The 13896-nt window shown below is 60.9% G+C and carries 11 protein-coding genes; 4 read left to right on the top strand and 7 right to left on the bottom strand.

The genetic code is table 11. The annotated features are described in order from the left end of the window. Nucleotides 1-111 precede the first annotated feature (111 nt). Nucleotides 112-1236: a peptide chain release factor 2 gene (prfB, locus tag ACXAC3_RS14455; RefSeq protein WP_475161461.1), complete on the bottom strand. Its 1125-nt coding sequence runs from the start codon at nt 1234-1236 to the stop codon at nt 112-114. A 77-nt stretch (nt 1237-1313) separates the two neighbouring features. Here prfB and ACXAC3_RS14460 point away from each other — a divergent pair, with 77 nt between their 5' ends. Then, entirely contained in the window at nt 1314-2147 is an 834-nt protein-coding gene (locus ACXAC3_RS14460; RefSeq protein ID WP_475161464.1) for an aminoglycoside phosphotransferase family protein, read from the top strand. Here the strand turns inward: ACXAC3_RS14460 and ACXAC3_RS14465 are convergent. The 3 genes from ACXAC3_RS14465 to ACXAC3_RS14475 all read right to left on the bottom strand — a co-directional run bounded on the left by ACXAC3_RS14465 (nt 2141) and on the right by ACXAC3_RS14475 (nt 7173). Then, nucleotides 2141-4627, bottom strand: coding sequence for a penicillin-binding protein 1A (locus tag ACXAC3_RS14465; RefSeq protein ID WP_475161467.1), 2487 nt, complete (start codon nt 4625-4627; stop codon nt 2141-2143). The two genes, ACXAC3_RS14460 and ACXAC3_RS14465, sit on opposite strands and share 7 nt — an antisense overlap. 95 nt (nt 4628-4722) lie before the next feature. Continuing rightward, nucleotides 4723-5943, bottom strand: coding sequence for an N-acetylmuramoyl-L-alanine amidase (locus ACXAC3_RS14470; RefSeq protein ID WP_475161469.1), 1221 nt, complete (start codon nt 5941-5943; stop codon nt 4723-4725). Nucleotides 5944-6009: 66 nt separating this feature from the next. Beyond that, nucleotides 6010-7173 (bottom strand): pyridoxal phosphate-dependent aminotransferase, encoded by a 1164-nt coding sequence (locus ACXAC3_RS14475; protein WP_475161471.1) that lies wholly within the window; start codon nt 7171-7173, stop codon nt 6010-6012. Here ACXAC3_RS14475 and ACXAC3_RS14480 point away from each other — a divergent pair. The 3 genes from ACXAC3_RS14480 to ACXAC3_RS14490 all read left to right on the top strand — a co-directional run bounded on the left by ACXAC3_RS14480 (nt 7172) and on the right by ACXAC3_RS14490 (nt 10101). Beyond that, nucleotides 7172-8554 carry a M48 family metalloprotease gene (locus tag ACXAC3_RS14480; protein WP_475161473.1) on the top strand — a complete coding sequence of 461 codons (1383 nt, stop codon included), beginning with the start codon at nt 7172-7174 and terminating at the stop codon, nt 8552-8554. The genes ACXAC3_RS14475 and ACXAC3_RS14480 overlap by 2 nt on opposite strands. Further along, complete coding sequence (locus tag ACXAC3_RS14485) at nt 8551-9309, top strand: DsbA family protein (protein WP_475161475.1); 759 nt, start codon at nt 8551-8553, stop codon at nt 9307-9309. The genes ACXAC3_RS14480 and ACXAC3_RS14485 overlap by 4 nt, the downstream gene beginning before the upstream one ends. 216 nt (nt 9310-9525) lie before the next feature. Next, nucleotides 9526-10101: a Rieske (2Fe-2S) protein gene (locus ACXAC3_RS14490; RefSeq protein WP_475161478.1), complete on the top strand. Its 576-nt coding sequence runs from the start codon at nt 9526-9528 to the stop codon at nt 10099-10101. A 15-nt stretch (nt 10102-10116) separates the two neighbouring features. On the opposite strand, the gene ispG is transcribed toward ACXAC3_RS14490, so the two are convergent. The 3 genes from ispG to hemA all read right to left on the bottom strand — a co-directional run bounded on the left by ispG (nt 10117) and on the right by hemA (nt 13873). Continuing rightward, nucleotides 10117-11238 (bottom strand): flavodoxin-dependent (E)-4-hydroxy-3-methylbut-2-enyl-diphosphate synthase, encoded by a 1122-nt coding sequence (gene ispG / locus ACXAC3_RS14495; RefSeq protein ID WP_475161480.1) that lies wholly within the window; start codon nt 11236-11238, stop codon nt 10117-10119. A 71-nt stretch (nt 11239-11309) separates the two neighbouring features. Beyond that, the gene (locus ACXAC3_RS14500; protein WP_475161484.1) at nt 11310-12521 is read right to left on the bottom strand and encodes a helix-turn-helix domain-containing protein; all 1212 of its coding nucleotides are present in this window, start codon (nt 12519-12521) and stop codon (nt 11310-11312) included. Nucleotides 12522-12649: 128 nt separating this feature from the next. Continuing rightward, nucleotides 12650-13873 (bottom strand): 5-aminolevulinate synthase, encoded by a 1224-nt coding sequence (gene hemA, locus ACXAC3_RS14505; RefSeq protein WP_475161490.1) that lies wholly within the window; start codon nt 13871-13873, stop codon nt 12650-12652. Between the last annotated feature and the right edge of the window lie 23 nt (nt 13874-13896).

Below are 13896 nucleotides of genomic sequence, written 5' to 3' on the forward strand. Positions count from 1 at the left end.
TTTGATGTATCTTTTCCGGTCCTGCGCAGAACCGCGATCTGATTCATCCGGCCCGAAATATCCCGGCTGCATCTCCACCTGCGAAAACGAGGACAGAGCCCCCTGCCCGACCTATTCGCCCTGCGCCTCGGACCGGCTTTTGCCCGCGACGTTCAATGCCAGCGTGGCCGCCATGAACCCGTCCAGATCGCCGTCCAGCACACCTTTGGTATCCGAGGTCTCAAAGTTGGTCCGCAGGTCTTTTACCATCTGGTAGGGCTGCAACACGTAAGACCGGATCTGGTTACCCCAGCCCGCGTCGCCCTTGGCCTCATGCGCGGCATTGATATCGGCGTTGCGGCGATCCAGTTCCTGCTGATACAGGCGCGATTTCAGCGCCTTCATCGCGATATCACGGTTCTGGTGCTGCGATTTCTCAGAGCTGGTCACCACGATCCCGGTCGGAATATGCGTGATCCGCACTGCCGAATCCGTCGTGTTCACGTGCTGTCCGCCCGCACCCGAAGACCGGTAGGTGTCGATGCGGATTTCCGAGGGGTTCACCTCGATCTCGATATTGTCGTCCACCACCGGATAAACCCAGACCGAACTGAACGACGTGTGCCGTTTCGCCGCCGAGTCATAGGGCGAAATCCGCACCAGACGGTGCACACCGCTTTCCGATTTCAGCCAGCCATAGGCGTTATGGCCGGAAATCTTGTAGGCGGCGGATTTGATCCCCGCCTCTTCCCCTGCGGTTTCGGATTGCAGCTCGACCTTATAGCCCTTTTTCTCGGCCCAACGCACATACATCCGCGCCAGCATCGAGGCCCAGTCGCAGCTTTCGGTTCCGCCCGCGCCCGAGTTGATCTCAAGGAAGGTGTCATTGCCGTCGGCCTCGCCATCCAGCAGCGCCTCAAGCTCTTTCTTGGCGGCTTTGGCTTTCAGCTTTTTGATCGCCTCCTCGGCGTCTGTGACGACCTCTTCGTCCTCTTCCATCTCGCCCAGTTCGATCAGTTCGATATTGTCGTTCAGATCGGTTTTGATGGACTCGTATGTCTCGATCGCATCGACCAGCATCTGCCGCTCGCGCATCAGTTTCTGCGCGTTCTCGGGGTTGTCCCACAGGTTGGGATCCTCGACACGCGCATTGAACTCTTCAAGGCGATGGGGGGCGGTCTCATAGTCCATACGCTGCGCCAGCAGCTCCAGCGATTTTTGGATTTCCGCCACGATGTTCTGGGTTTCGGCGCGCATGGTCTGTTCCCAACTTGCTCAATCAGGCCTGCGTGATAGCAAGAGGTGCGAGCCACCACAAGCCAAGTGAGACGCGAATGAAGGATGCGCCGGACGAGTTTCTGGACAGATGGGCTCTGACCGTCATCGCGCCGGTGGCGGATACCGGTCTGGCCCGCGTCTGGAAGGTTGAAACCGACAGCTTAACCGCGGCCCTCAAGGTATACCGGCGCGTGGATCGCGGCAACGAAGCACCGGGTGCGCGGCTGTTGTCCGCCTGGCAAGATCGCGGCGCGGTCCGCATATTCGATGAGGTAGCAAATGCCGTTCTGATGGAATGGCTGGACGGACCGTCGCTTGGGGGTATTGCCCGCAGTGGTGACCCGGACACTGCCGTAATGCTGCTGGCACAGACCGCATCAAGGCTGCACCGTCCGCCATGCCCGCCGGTTTCCGATCTCAAAGGGTTGGATCAAGTGTTCGCACCCCTGTTTGATTGCCAGTTTTCGGTGGCCTGTGATCGGAACCTGAAGCGCGACATGAAACAAGCCATGGCTTTGGCCCGGGACTTGCTGGCCAGTCAGCCGGTACAGGTTCCGCTGCATGGCGATCTGCATACCGACAATGTCATCCTGACCGATGCCAGCCCCAGAGTGATTGATGCCAAAGGGTACATTGGTGATCCGGCCTTTGAGCTTGCGAATGCCCTTCGGCACCCCAAGGGGATGCCGGAACTCGTGCGTGATCCATCGCAGAGGTCGCGTTGCCTGTTGCTTTACGCAAAGGCCATGGCGGTTTCGCCCGAACGCCTTGCCAAATGGGCTGCTGCGAAATGCGCGCTGTCGATCTGCTGGCGATCACGGGGTCGGATCACGGAGGACAGCGAAGCCGACCTCCTGAACCTTTTCCTGCAACAAGCGGCGGCTCAGTAAAGACCGCCACCCTGCAGATCGCCCTGGCTGGCATTTGGACCGACGGTAATCGTGTTGCCGGTCGACGTGGTGACCTGGCGGCCCGAACTGGCTTCTTCAAACAGCGGCAGGTCCGACCCCATCGCAAAGCCACCGTCATAGATGCGATCAATAAAGCCGTCGACGCCGTCGCGGAAATACTCGGCCACGACATAGTCACCGGTTGCATCCGCCGGCAGGCGCGCGCCGCTGAACCGGTCGATCTTTATGAACTGGCCGCCCGGCGGCACTTCGAACGGGCCACCACCGTATTTTTCGACGGCTTTTTCCATAAAGTTCTGGAACACCGGGCCGCACATCGTGCCACCATAGGCACCCCGCCCCATCGGGCGTGGACGGTCATACCCGATATAGCAACCGGCCACGATGTTCGAGGTGAAGCCGATGAACCACGCATCCTTGGATTCGTTGGTGGTCCCGGTCTTGCCCGCTGTCGGCACCGGAAGACTGACATAGGACGACGCCGTGCCACGATCCACCACGCCCTTCATCATTGAGGTCAACTGATAGGCAGTAATCGCGTCCATCACCTGAGAGCGGTTGGTCTCGATGGTCGGGGACTCGTCCGGTTCCAGCCAGCCAGAGCTGCAGTCCAGACACCGCCGGTCGTCATGGCGATAGATCGTCTTGCCGAACCGGTCCTGAATGCGGTCGACCAGAGTGGGTTCGACCCGTTCGCCCCCGTTGGCAAACATCGCATAGGCGGCGACCATCTTGTACAGTGTAGTTTCCTCGGACCCCAGGGAATTGGCCAGAAACGCGCCCATCCGGTCATAGACGCCGAACCGTTCGGCATAGCCTGCCACAACGGGCATCGTGACCTCTTGCGCCAGACGGATCGTCATCAGGTTCCGCGACTGCTCGATCCCGGTGCGCAACGGCGTGGGCCCGTAGAATTTGTTTGACGAGTTCTTGGGTCGCCACAAACCCTGCGGCGTGTTCACCTCGATCGGTGCGTCCACGACGATGGTGGCGGGGCTATAGCCGCTGTCCAGCGCGGCGGCATAGACGAAAGGCTTAAAGCTGGACCCCGGCTGACGCTGTGCCTGTGTGGCGCGGTTGAAGACCGAATCCTGGTACGAGAACCCGCCCTGCATCGCCAGAACGCGGCCCGAGTTCACGTCCATCGCCACGAAACCGCCCTGCACTTCGGGCACCTGACGGGCAGACCATTGGCCCTCTTCCCCGGCCATCACCAGAATGACGTCGCCGCGTTTGAAGTTGGCGGCGAAATCGCCCTGCATCCATTTGATGTCCGAGCGCGGAACAACACCCTCTGCCGGTCCATCCTCGATCCCCACGGTCAGGGATTGATCCGCAACGTTCAAGACCACCGCCGGGTACCATTGCGTCGGCAGCACGACGTCGCGGGGAATTTCCATGATCGCCAGCGCCTCGCGCCATTGCGCCTCGTCCGACAGTTTGTCTTCCGGGATCACTTCGCCGGTACCACGCCATTTCCCGCGCGAGCGGTCGTATTTCTGCAACGCCTCCCGCAGCGCACGGGCCGCTTCGACCTGCATCTCCTCGTCCACCGAGGCGCGGACGGTGAAGCCGCCGGTAAAGAACTCACCCTCGCCGAAATCCTCGCTCAGCTGGCGGCGGATTTCATCGGTGAAATAGTCGCGCGGCGGCAGAGCGGTGCGGAAGCTTTCGAAATCGCCATTCTGGACCGAACGCAGGGGCATCTCGACCTCGGCCTCATAGGTCGCCTGATCGATATAACCGTTCTGCTGCATCTCGCGCAGCACATAGTTTCTGCGCGCCAGCAACCGGTCTTTTTGCCGGACCGGGTGATAATCCGACGGGGCCTTGGGCATCGCCGCCAGCGTCGCGGCCTCATGCGGGGTCAGTTCTTGCAGGGTCTTGTTGAAATAGGTCTGCGCCGCGGCTGTAACTCCGTAAGAATTCTGGCCCAGAAAGATCTCGTTCATGTAAAGTTCGAGGATCTGTTCCTTGTCCAAGGTATCCTCAAGCCGGGTGGCGAGGATGATTTCCTTGATCTTGCGCTCGGCACGGCGGTCGCCCGACAGCAGGAAGTTCTTCATCACCTGCTGGGTGATCGTGGACGCACCGCGAACGTTTTCCCCCTTGGATTTCACCGCCTCGACCCCGGCTGCGATAATACCGCGCGGGTCATAGCCCTGATGGGAGTAAAAGTTCTTGTCTTCCGCCGAAATGAACGCCTGTTTCACCAGGTCGGGGATTTCCTCGGACGGGGTGAACAGGCGGCGTTCCTGTGCGAATTCGTCGATCAGTTGGCCTTCGCCCGAATAAATCCGGCTGATCGTGGGCGGCTTGTACTGCGCCAGCGATTCATGGCTGGGCAGATCACGCCCATACATCCAGAAGATCGCGCCGACGACCAGCGCGGCCATGAAAATACCCAAGGTAACGAGGCTGAAGATCGCCCCGAAAAACGAAAGAATGAAACGGATCACGTTACTGCCTTTTACTCGCGGTGACGCCTATATAGGGATGCCCCGGCGCAGGGTCAAAACCCGGTGGCCAATAATAGCCTGTTTGCGCCGTGGGGTCACTGGCCAATCAGGGACCGTTTGACCAGATCGTCCTGTCGCCATTGCTCCAGCCCGTTGAGGATGCCGCGCGCCATCCCCTTGCGCCATTCGGGATTTTGTATGTTTTCCAAATCCCTGGGGCTGGACAGAAACCCAAGCTCTACCAGAACCGAAGGGATGTCGGCTGCTTTCAGCACCGAGAAAGACGCCGTGCGGATCGGACGACTGTTCATCGGCCCGCCTTGCTGAGTCATGCCGGACGCCAGCGCCCGCGCCAGCGCGTCGGTGCGCGGTTTGGTCTCTTGCCGGGCGATATCCAGCAGAACATCGGCCACCTGATCGTCTGCCCCGCTCAGATCGACGCCGGAAATCAGGTCGCCCCGGTCATGCCGTTCTGCCAGTTTGTGGCTGGCCACGTCCGATGCGTCTTCCGACAGCGTATAGACCGCCGCCCCATGCGCGCGCCCCTCGGACAGCAAATCCGCATGCAATGAGATAAAGACATCCGCGCCTGCCCGGTGTGCCAGCGCAATGCGCCGTTCCAGACTGACGAACTGATCGTCGACGCGGGTCAGCACGACCTGGAACCCGCCGGCCCGCAGCAGCGTTTCGCGCAGTTCACGGGCGAATGTCAGCATCAGCGTTTTTTCGTCGGTGTCGTCAACCTCGGCCCCCGGATCAATGCCGCCATGGCCGGGGTCCAGCATCACCAGCAACGGGCGCGTTCCGTCCCGGCCCGGTCTGGCGGGCGTTACCGCCGGTTCGGGCAGGTCCCAGCCCGGCTGGCGCGGCGCACCGGCCCCTGCGGCAAATCTGTCGAAATCGGTCCCACGCAGCCGGAGCGACAGTTGCGCCGTGCCGGTATCCTCATCGACCCGCAGTTCCGCTGCTTCCACGGCCAGAGGCGCGCCAAGTTCCAAGACCAGCCGCGACCATCCCGGAACATAAGTGCCGAACTGCACGCCGCTGATCCGGTCTGTTTGCAGGAACGCATCGCGATCGAGCCCGGTCCAGTCAACCTCCTGAAAGTCCAGAACCATGCGGTAGGGATCGCGCAGGGTGAATACTCTGTAGGGCACACCCTGACTCAGACCAAGATCCAGCCGGACCCCGGCGCGCCCGTCATCGGTGATGCGGCTGTGTTCGGGCAACACACGTGCAAGCGCGCTGAAATCATGCGCGACGGCAGCACCGGTCAGCGCCCAGATCAGCGCGATTGCGTAGAAAATCCTGCTCATGGCCTCAAGTTTTCCCGAGATCGTTTGAATGCCAGCCTATCCCAACCCCGCGGATTTGTGAACGCCTCAGACCGGCTCGGCCACTGCGCCACGTTCGGCCATGAAACGACGCAACCGGCTCAGACCTTCTTCGATATCCGCGGTCGACCGAGCATAGGAAAACCGCAGCGTTCTGTGACCGCGCAGCGGGTCAAAATCCAACCCCGGCGTGACGGCAACCCCGGCCTGATCCAGAATCTCGGCCGCGAATGCGCGGCTGTCATCGGTCAGTTCGGACACGTCCGCATAGACGTAAAACGCGCCGTCCGGCGGTGCGATATTGGTGAAACCCGCCTTGGGCAGACCGTCCAGCATCAGGGCGCGGTTGCGGCGGTAGACATCCAGATTGCCCTGCAACTCGTCTTCGCAATCCATCGCCGCCAGCGCCGCCACCTGACTGGCATGGGGTGCGCAGATAAACATGTTCTGCGCGATCCGTTCGACCACGCGCACCTGATCCTCGGGCACCACCATCCAGCCCACGCGCCACCCGGTCATCGAGAAATATTTCGAAAACGAGTTGATCACATAGCATTCATCCGTCAGTTCCAGCGCGGTGACAGCTTTGGCCTCGTATTCCAGCCCGTGATAGATTTCGTCGCTGATGAACGACGCACCCTGCCCATGCGCGGCTTCGATCAGGGACCCCATGGCCGCGTGATCCAGCATGGTGCCCGTCGGGTTGGCCGGGGACGCCACCATCAGCCCCTGCAAGTCCAGTCCCGCAAAGTCCGTCGGCACCGGTTGCAGGCGGTTTTCCGGGGCGGTTGGCAGATCAACGGGCACCAGCCCCAACGCTTTCAGGATCTGCCGGTAGGACGGATAGCCCGGCGCGCCGATACCCACGCGGTCGCCACTGTCGAACAGGGCGGTGAAGGTCAGCAGAAAGCCGCCGGATGACCCCGGTGTGATCACCACTCGCTCGGGGTTCAGGTCGACATTGTACCACTCGCCATACAGCCGCGCGATCCGCTGCCGCAGCGCCGGCAGCCCCAATGCCACCGTATAGCCCAACGGCCCCTGTTCCATCGCTTTCGCCAGTGCCTGAACGGCACCCTTGGGCGCGCCGGTGCCGGGCTGACCGACTTCCATGTGGATGATGTGGCGCCCGGCCTCTTCGGCGCGGCGCGCGGCCTCCATCACGTCCATCACGATGAAGGGATCGACCCCGGACCGGGTTGAGTTTCTCATGCCCATCTCCCATGTTGCTGCCATGGCTTTTGAACGCGTATCCAGGCTGGCGTCAATCCCGGCCCTGTTGCTGCTGGCGGCGACATGGATGGCAAGCGCCGTTCAGACCAGCGCGCAAAGCCTGATCCGCGACCCCGATATCGAATACGGCCTGCGCGAACTGGCCTTTCCCGTTCTGCGCGCGGCCGGGCTGAACACCAACCGGGTTCGGATAATCGTGGTCAATGACAGCACGTTCAACGCGTTTGTCATCGACTACAACGCGATTTACCTGAATTACGGGCTGATCCTGACCGTAGAAAACCCCGAGATGTTACAGGCTGTCATCGCCCATGAGGCCGCCCATATTGCCAACGGACATCTGGCGCGCCGGACCGAGAATCTGCGGGCAGCGCAGCGCAAGGCGCAGCTTGGCACAGCACTGGCGCTTGTTGCCGCTGCGGCCGGGGGTGGCAAAGCTGCGGCAGGGATTGCCGCCGGAACCAACTCGGCTGCCCTGCGCAGCTTTCTTGGACATACGCGCGCCGAGGAATCTTCGGCTGACCGAAGCGCCGCCAGCTACCTCCGCCTGGCCGGCATTTCACCCAGCGGCATGGTCGCCCTGCACCGCAAATTCGCCGGACAAGAATTGCTGAACATCGCCAATCAGGACCCCTACATGCGGTCGCACCCGACTGACCGCGAACGTTTGCGCGCGGCCGAGGCGTTTCTGGCCGAGTTCGGGGATCAGGCGCAACCCAATCCAAACGCCGATTACTGGTTCGCCCGTGTCAAAGGCAAGCTGTCGGCGTTTCTCAGATCGCCGGGCTGGACCCTGCGGCGCGCGAAAGAAGAAAGTGCCGCCGATATTCGCCTGATGCGTGAGGCCGCCGCCCATCACCAGAACCGCAACCTGTCCAAAGCGCGTGCCGCCATCGACGGCGCGCTGGCCATCCGCCCCGACGATCCGTTCTACTATGAGCTCAAAGGTCAGATATTGCTGGAAAACAGGCAGGTTCAGGAGGCCGTGGCTGCTTATGGGCTAGCCGTCGAAATGGCCCCGAACGATGCCCTGATCCTGGCCGGTCATGGCCGGGCCCTGTTGGCACAGGGCAAGACGAAGAACGCCCTGCAAGCGCTTGAAAAAGCGCGCGCAAGGGATTATCGCGATGCGCGCCTGATGCAAGATCTCAGCGTGGCCTATGCCCGTGCGGGAAATAACGGCATGGCGTCTGCGGTAACGGCAGAGCGGTACGCCCTTCAGGGGCGGCTGGACGACGCCGGAATTCACGCAAAACGCGCCCTTCGGCTGTTGCCCGAAGGCTCACCGGGTTGGCAACGCGCCCAAGATGTGATGATTGCCTCGGAACAAGCAAAGAAAAAGAAAAGGAAACGGAAATGATCCTCAGACATGCTGCACCGGCCCTTCTGGGGCTTTCCCTGATCACGGGGCCCGCGCAGGCGCTGGACCTGAACGCTCTGAGCGATGCCGAAAAGGCAGAGTTTGGTGCTCAGGTCCGCGAATACCTGCTGGAAAACCCCGAAGTGATCATTGAGGCGATCAACATTCTTGAACAGCGCAATGCCGCGGCTGAGGCCGCCGCCGACAAGGAGCTGGTCGCAGCCAATGCGGACGAGCTGTTCAATGACGGGTACAGCTGGGTTGGCGGCAATCCCGACGGCGATATCACGCTGGTTGAATTCATGGATTACCGCTGTGGCTATTGCCGCCGCGCGGTGCCCGAAGTGGCCGGCCTGCTGGCCGAAGATGGCAATATCCGGCTGGTCATCAAGGAATTCCCGATCCTGGGCGAAGCCTCGGTTCTGTCGGCCCGCTTTGCCGTGGCGACCAAACATGTCGCGGGCGACGACGCCTATAAGCAGGTGCATGACGCGCTTCTGGAGTTCAGCGGAGAACCTTCGGACGTCACCCTGCGCCGCATCTCTGACGGCCTCGGGCTGGACAGCGACGCGATTCTGGCGGCCATGGATAGCGATCAGGTCACCGAAGAGATCAACCAGACCCGGGAACTGGCACGCCGGATGCAGATATCCGGAACACCGTCCTTCGTTCTGGGCACCGAGATGCTGCGCGGGTATCTGACCGCAGACCAGATGCAGCAGATCGCAAACGGCGTGCGCGCGGAACAGGGCTAGTGGATCGGGGCGGCCAAGCCGCCTGCCCTTCCATCTTTTTCGACCCAAAATTCGGCCTGCGGTAAACCTTGCCGCGGGTCGGCGTCGAACAGACCCGTTCCCAGATACGTTTTCCGAGCCGGACGAACAGATCGAGACGCTCTTCCTTCTGGAAAAGTGTTTCGATAGGTGTTCAGCCAAAGCGCGATTGATTGAACCCAATTTGAGTACGTAAACATGCAGAAGAAAGGCGTTTTCCTCTACCAACTGACGGCGGGTTGGGCATTGATGACTGTTGCAATTGGGCTGTATCTTCTGTTTTCAGGCATGGCCCCAACCTCTGATGTCGTAGCTCGCTATAAGAACGCTGCAGGGACAGTACGCATTGGAAGCTGGGAACCCGGCGACGCAAAACTCGTGACAATCAAGGGGAAGCCGGTAGCTATTTGGCGACGTGATCGCGCAGAAATGGCGACGGCCATGGCACAAATAGACCCCAGTTTCCCTCTGGAACACTGGACCGAGATGTTGAACTCCGGTGCGCTTGAGCAGGAACTTGGTCGGGAAGCCTTTGCGCGTATTGAATGGTTCATCGCCAGCCCGATAAGCACGGCTGGGCTTGGGTGCATTGTCCTTACGAAAGCTGGTGACTACAAAGGGTTCTTCGATCCTTGCGCAGGTGTGCATTTCGATATGTGGGGCCGCCCTCAAAAGGGTCCTACCAACGAGAATCTGAAGATACCGCCCCTCAAGGTCAACGAAGACAGGCAATTCGTTGTTGTTGATGTCTCCAGATTGCCAGCGCCTAAATAAGCACTTCACCTCGCCTTATTCTGCCGCCTCAGCTGCCGCGTCCAGTTCGGCGGCCTTTTTCTCGACCTCTTCCACGATATGGTCGATCATCTGGTCGTTGGACATCTTGTGGCTGGCCTTGCCCGCCAGGTAAACCATGCCGGACCCTGCTCCGCCGCCGGTAAAGCCCACGTCGGTCATCAGCGCCTCGCCCGGGCCGTTTACAACACAGCCGATGATGGACAGGCTCATCGGTGTCTTGATGTGTTCCAGACGTTGTTCCAGAGCTTCGACCGTCTTGATCACATCGAACCCCTGCCGCGCGCAGGACGGGCATGAAATGATGTTCACGCCGCGATGGCGCAGGCCCAGAGATTTCAGGATTTCATAGCCGACTTTGACCTCTTCGACCGGGTCCGCGGACAGGCTGACGCGGATCGTATCGCCGATCCCCATCCATAGCAGGTTGCCCAGACCGATGGCCGATTTGATCGTGCCGCTGACCAGCCCTCCGGCCTCGGTGATGCCCAGATGAATCGGCGCGTCGGTCGCCTCGGCAATACCCTGATAGGCAGCCGCCGACAGGAAGACGTCGCTGGCCTTCACGCTGATCTTGAAGTTGTGAAAGTCGTTGTCCTCAAGGATGCGGATATGTTCCAGTCCGCTTTCAACCATCGCTTCGGGGCACGGCTCGCCATATTTCTCAAGCAGATGCTTTTCCAAAGACCCGGCGTTCACCCCGATGCGGATTGAACAATTGTGGTCACGGGCGGCGCTGATGACCTCTTTCACCCGCTTTTCGTCACCGATATTGCCGGGGTTGATCCGCAGGCAGGCCGCACCGGCCTCGGCCGCTTCAATTCCGCGACGATAGTGGAAATGGATATCCGCGACGATAGGCACCGGGCTTTCGCGCACAATCTCTTTCAACGCTTTCGAGGACGCCTCATCCGGCACCGATATCCGCACGATATCCGCGCCCGCCTCGGCCGCGGCCTGCACCTGTGCGACGGTCGCCGACACATCCGTTGTCAGGGTATTCGTCATTGTCTGAACGGCAATCGGCGCATCCCCCCCGACGGCGACATTGCCAACCATGATCTGACGGGATTTGCGGCGGTAGATATTGCGCCACGGGCGAACGTGATTGAGGGACATGAGGACGGGTCCGGGACAGTCTGAGTTGCGTCTTTAGATAGTTCGCCTGCCCGATCACCGCAATGGCTAGATCACTCGGCCGGGGCGTCGTCTACCTGGGCCTGAAGTTCGGCCACCAGTTGTTTGAGCGCGCTGTTTTGTTCAGCTTCCAGATCGGCCACGGCATAAGCCTCGGCAACGGCGTCCTTGGACAAAACGACGCCCTTGGCAACGGTTCCGGGGGCGCCTGCCGGCCCGTAATGTTCGCCATTCATCGAAAAGAACACCGACCCCGACGCACCGGCGCGCAGCAGCGGGGGTTCTTCTGTCAGCGGGACTTCGAACACGCTGCCTTGTTCGACGGTGCCCAGCGTGCCTTCGAAGATCACGCTGCCGTCAGCGGCCGTGACGCGCATCCACGCAGGATCAACGGCCACAATCTTGAGCGTCGTATCAATCTGCTCGACCACCTGCGGCAAGGCCGGGCGTACAACAGTGTGAACCTCTGCGATTTCCACTGCGGGCAGTTCCTTCGGAAGGAATGTGCCGACGGTGCGCGGATCAAGTGTCGAGATCGGCGCGTCGCGCGCGACCAGAACCGGAACGTCCAGCGCCTGCGGACGGTACAACCGGTCCAGCGCCTCGGCACTTGGGGATTCTACGGCCGCAACTTCAGCCTCTGGCACGTTGCGCGCGGCATCCAGCGGATCGAGATCGGACAGGACCACCGGTGCCTGTTCGACCGGGCTGACCTGCACTTGTTGGATCTTGTTCAGAACCGACCAGCCGCCGTAGCCGATGCCACAGATGACGGCGACCAGGACCAGCGAGGACCCTATTGCGCGCGGCTCAATCTGGCTGACCAGGGATTCCCGACCCGGTACAAAGGGGGTGTTTGGCGAGATAAAGGGATCGCGGCCCATCGGACCGCGCGCAGGCACCCCGACCGAAGGCTTGCGGACGACCGACGCCTCGGCCGACATGCCATGGGCGACTTCGAACCCGCTTTCCTTGCAGAAGGCGGCAAAGGTTTCGTCCGGGTTCATCCCCAGATACCGGGCATAAGAACGCACATACCCGGCGATAAAGCCGGGTGTATCGAACGCATCGGGATCCGCGTCTTCTATGGCTGCGATGTAGTTGGCCTTGATCCGCAGTTCGCGCTGTACATCCAGAAGAGACTTGCCCATCGTCGCGCGCTCACCGCGCATCATGTCGCCAAGCCGCACCTCATAATCGTCATAGCCCTTTGGCCTGACGTCGGTATCATCTTCGGATTCGCGCTGAGATCTGCGCCCAATCATCCCTGCTGCCCCATTCTGCCTATGCGTGTTTCACGCCGACGGCGAATCATTCCTATAACGATTCGTCCGTATCTTTTGTTAGCGTAATCTTAACACGCGACAAACGCGTTGCACACTTTGGCGTGAGGTTAACCGGCAAGTTCGGCGCGATTTAGCGCACAATGTGACCAAAGTTCGTCCATAGCTTGGACCAGACGGTTCATTTCGTCAGGCCCATGGACCGGCGACGGGGTGAATCGCAGACGCTCGGTTCCGCGTGGCACGGTCGGGAAATTGATCGGCTGAACGTAGATTCCATAATCGTCCAGCAACATGTCGCTCAGCTTTTTGGTGTGCACCGGGTTGCCTACGATCACCGGCACAATATGGCTGCCATGGTCGATCAGCGGAAGGCCCATCCCCTTGAGGCGCAGCTTGAGGATCTTGGCCTGAGTCTGGTGCAGCGCGCGCAGGTCCGCCGCCTCCTTCAGATAGGCCACCGAAGCCGCGGCACCAGCCGCGACCGCGGGCGGCAGCGACGTGGTGAAAATGAACCCCGGCGCATAAGAGCGTACGGCGTCGCACATTTTGGCACTGGCCGCGATATAGCCACCCATCACGCCAAACGCCTTGGCCAGCGTGCCGTTGATGATGTCAATACGATGCGCCAGCCGGTCGCGTTCGGTCACACCACCACCGCGCGGGCCGTACATGCCGACCGCGTGCACCTCGTCGATATAGGTAAGCGCGCCGAACTCATCCGCCAGATCGCAAATCGCCTCAATCGGACCGAAATCGCCATCCATGGAATACACGGATTCAAACGCGATCAGCTTGGGTGCCGCAGGGTCGTCCGCCTCAAGCAGCTCTCGCAGATGGGCGACGTCATTGTGACGGAAAACACGCTTGGCGCCGCCATTGCGGCGAACACCTTCGATCATCGAGGCATGGTTCAGTGCGTCGGAATAGATGATCAGGCCGGGAAACAGCTTGGGCAGCGTGCTCAGCGTGGCATCATTTGCGATATACGCGCTGGTGAACAGCAGCGCGGCTTCTTTACCATGCAGGTCGGCCAGTTCAGCCTCCAGCCGTTTGTGATAGACGGTGGTGCCCGAGATGTTGCGTGTGCCGCCCGAACCTGCTCCGGCGGCATCCACCGCCTCGTGCATGGCGTTCAGAACGACCGGGTGCTGGCCCATGCCCAGATAGTCATTGCCGCACCACACGGTGATATTCTGCTGCGACCCGTCCGGGCGCGTCCGCACCGCGTGCGGGAAGTGACCATTGCGACGTTCGATGTCGATGAAGGTCCGGTAGCGTCCTTCTTCGTGCAGCCTGGCAATCGCTGAATTGAGCTTAGCAGTATAGTCCACCGGTTTCTCCTTACCTGCCCGGC

Source organism: Ruegeria sp. ABV4_181 (genome assembly GCF_056158465.1).

Bases quoted from the DNA above. Each gene is read 5' to 3' on its own strand.
- prfB (WP_475161461.1), bottom strand. From the start codon at position 1,236: ATGCGCGCCGAAACCCAGAACATCGTGGCGGAAATCCAAAAATCGCTG.
- ACXAC3_RS14475 (WP_475161471.1), bottom strand. From the start codon at position 7,173: ATGAGAAACTCAACCCGGTCCGGGGTCGATCCCTTCATCGTGATGGAC.
- ACXAC3_RS14460 (WP_475161464.1), top strand. From the start codon at position 1,314: ATGAAGGATGCGCCGGACGAGTTTCTGGACAGATGGGCTCTGACCGTC.
- ACXAC3_RS14485 (WP_475161475.1), top strand. From the start codon at position 8,551: ATGATCCTCAGACATGCTGCACCGGCCCTTCTGGGGCTTTCCCTGATC.
- ACXAC3_RS14470 (WP_475161469.1), bottom strand. From the start codon at position 5,943: ATGAGCAGGATTTTCTACGCAATCGCGCTGATCTGGGCGCTGACCGGT.
- ACXAC3_RS14490 (WP_475161478.1), top strand. From the start codon at position 9,526: ATGCAGAAGAAAGGCGTTTTCCTCTACCAACTGACGGCGGGTTGGGCA.
- ACXAC3_RS14500 (WP_475161484.1), bottom strand. From the start codon at position 12,521: ATGATTGGGCGCAGATCTCAGCGCGAATCCGAAGATGATACCGACGTC.
- ACXAC3_RS14480 (WP_475161473.1), top strand. From the start codon at position 7,172: ATGCCCATCTCCCATGTTGCTGCCATGGCTTTTGAACGCGTATCCAGG.
- ispG (WP_475161480.1), bottom strand. From the start codon at position 11,238: ATGTCCCTCAATCACGTTCGCCCGTGGCGCAATATCTACCGCCGCAAA.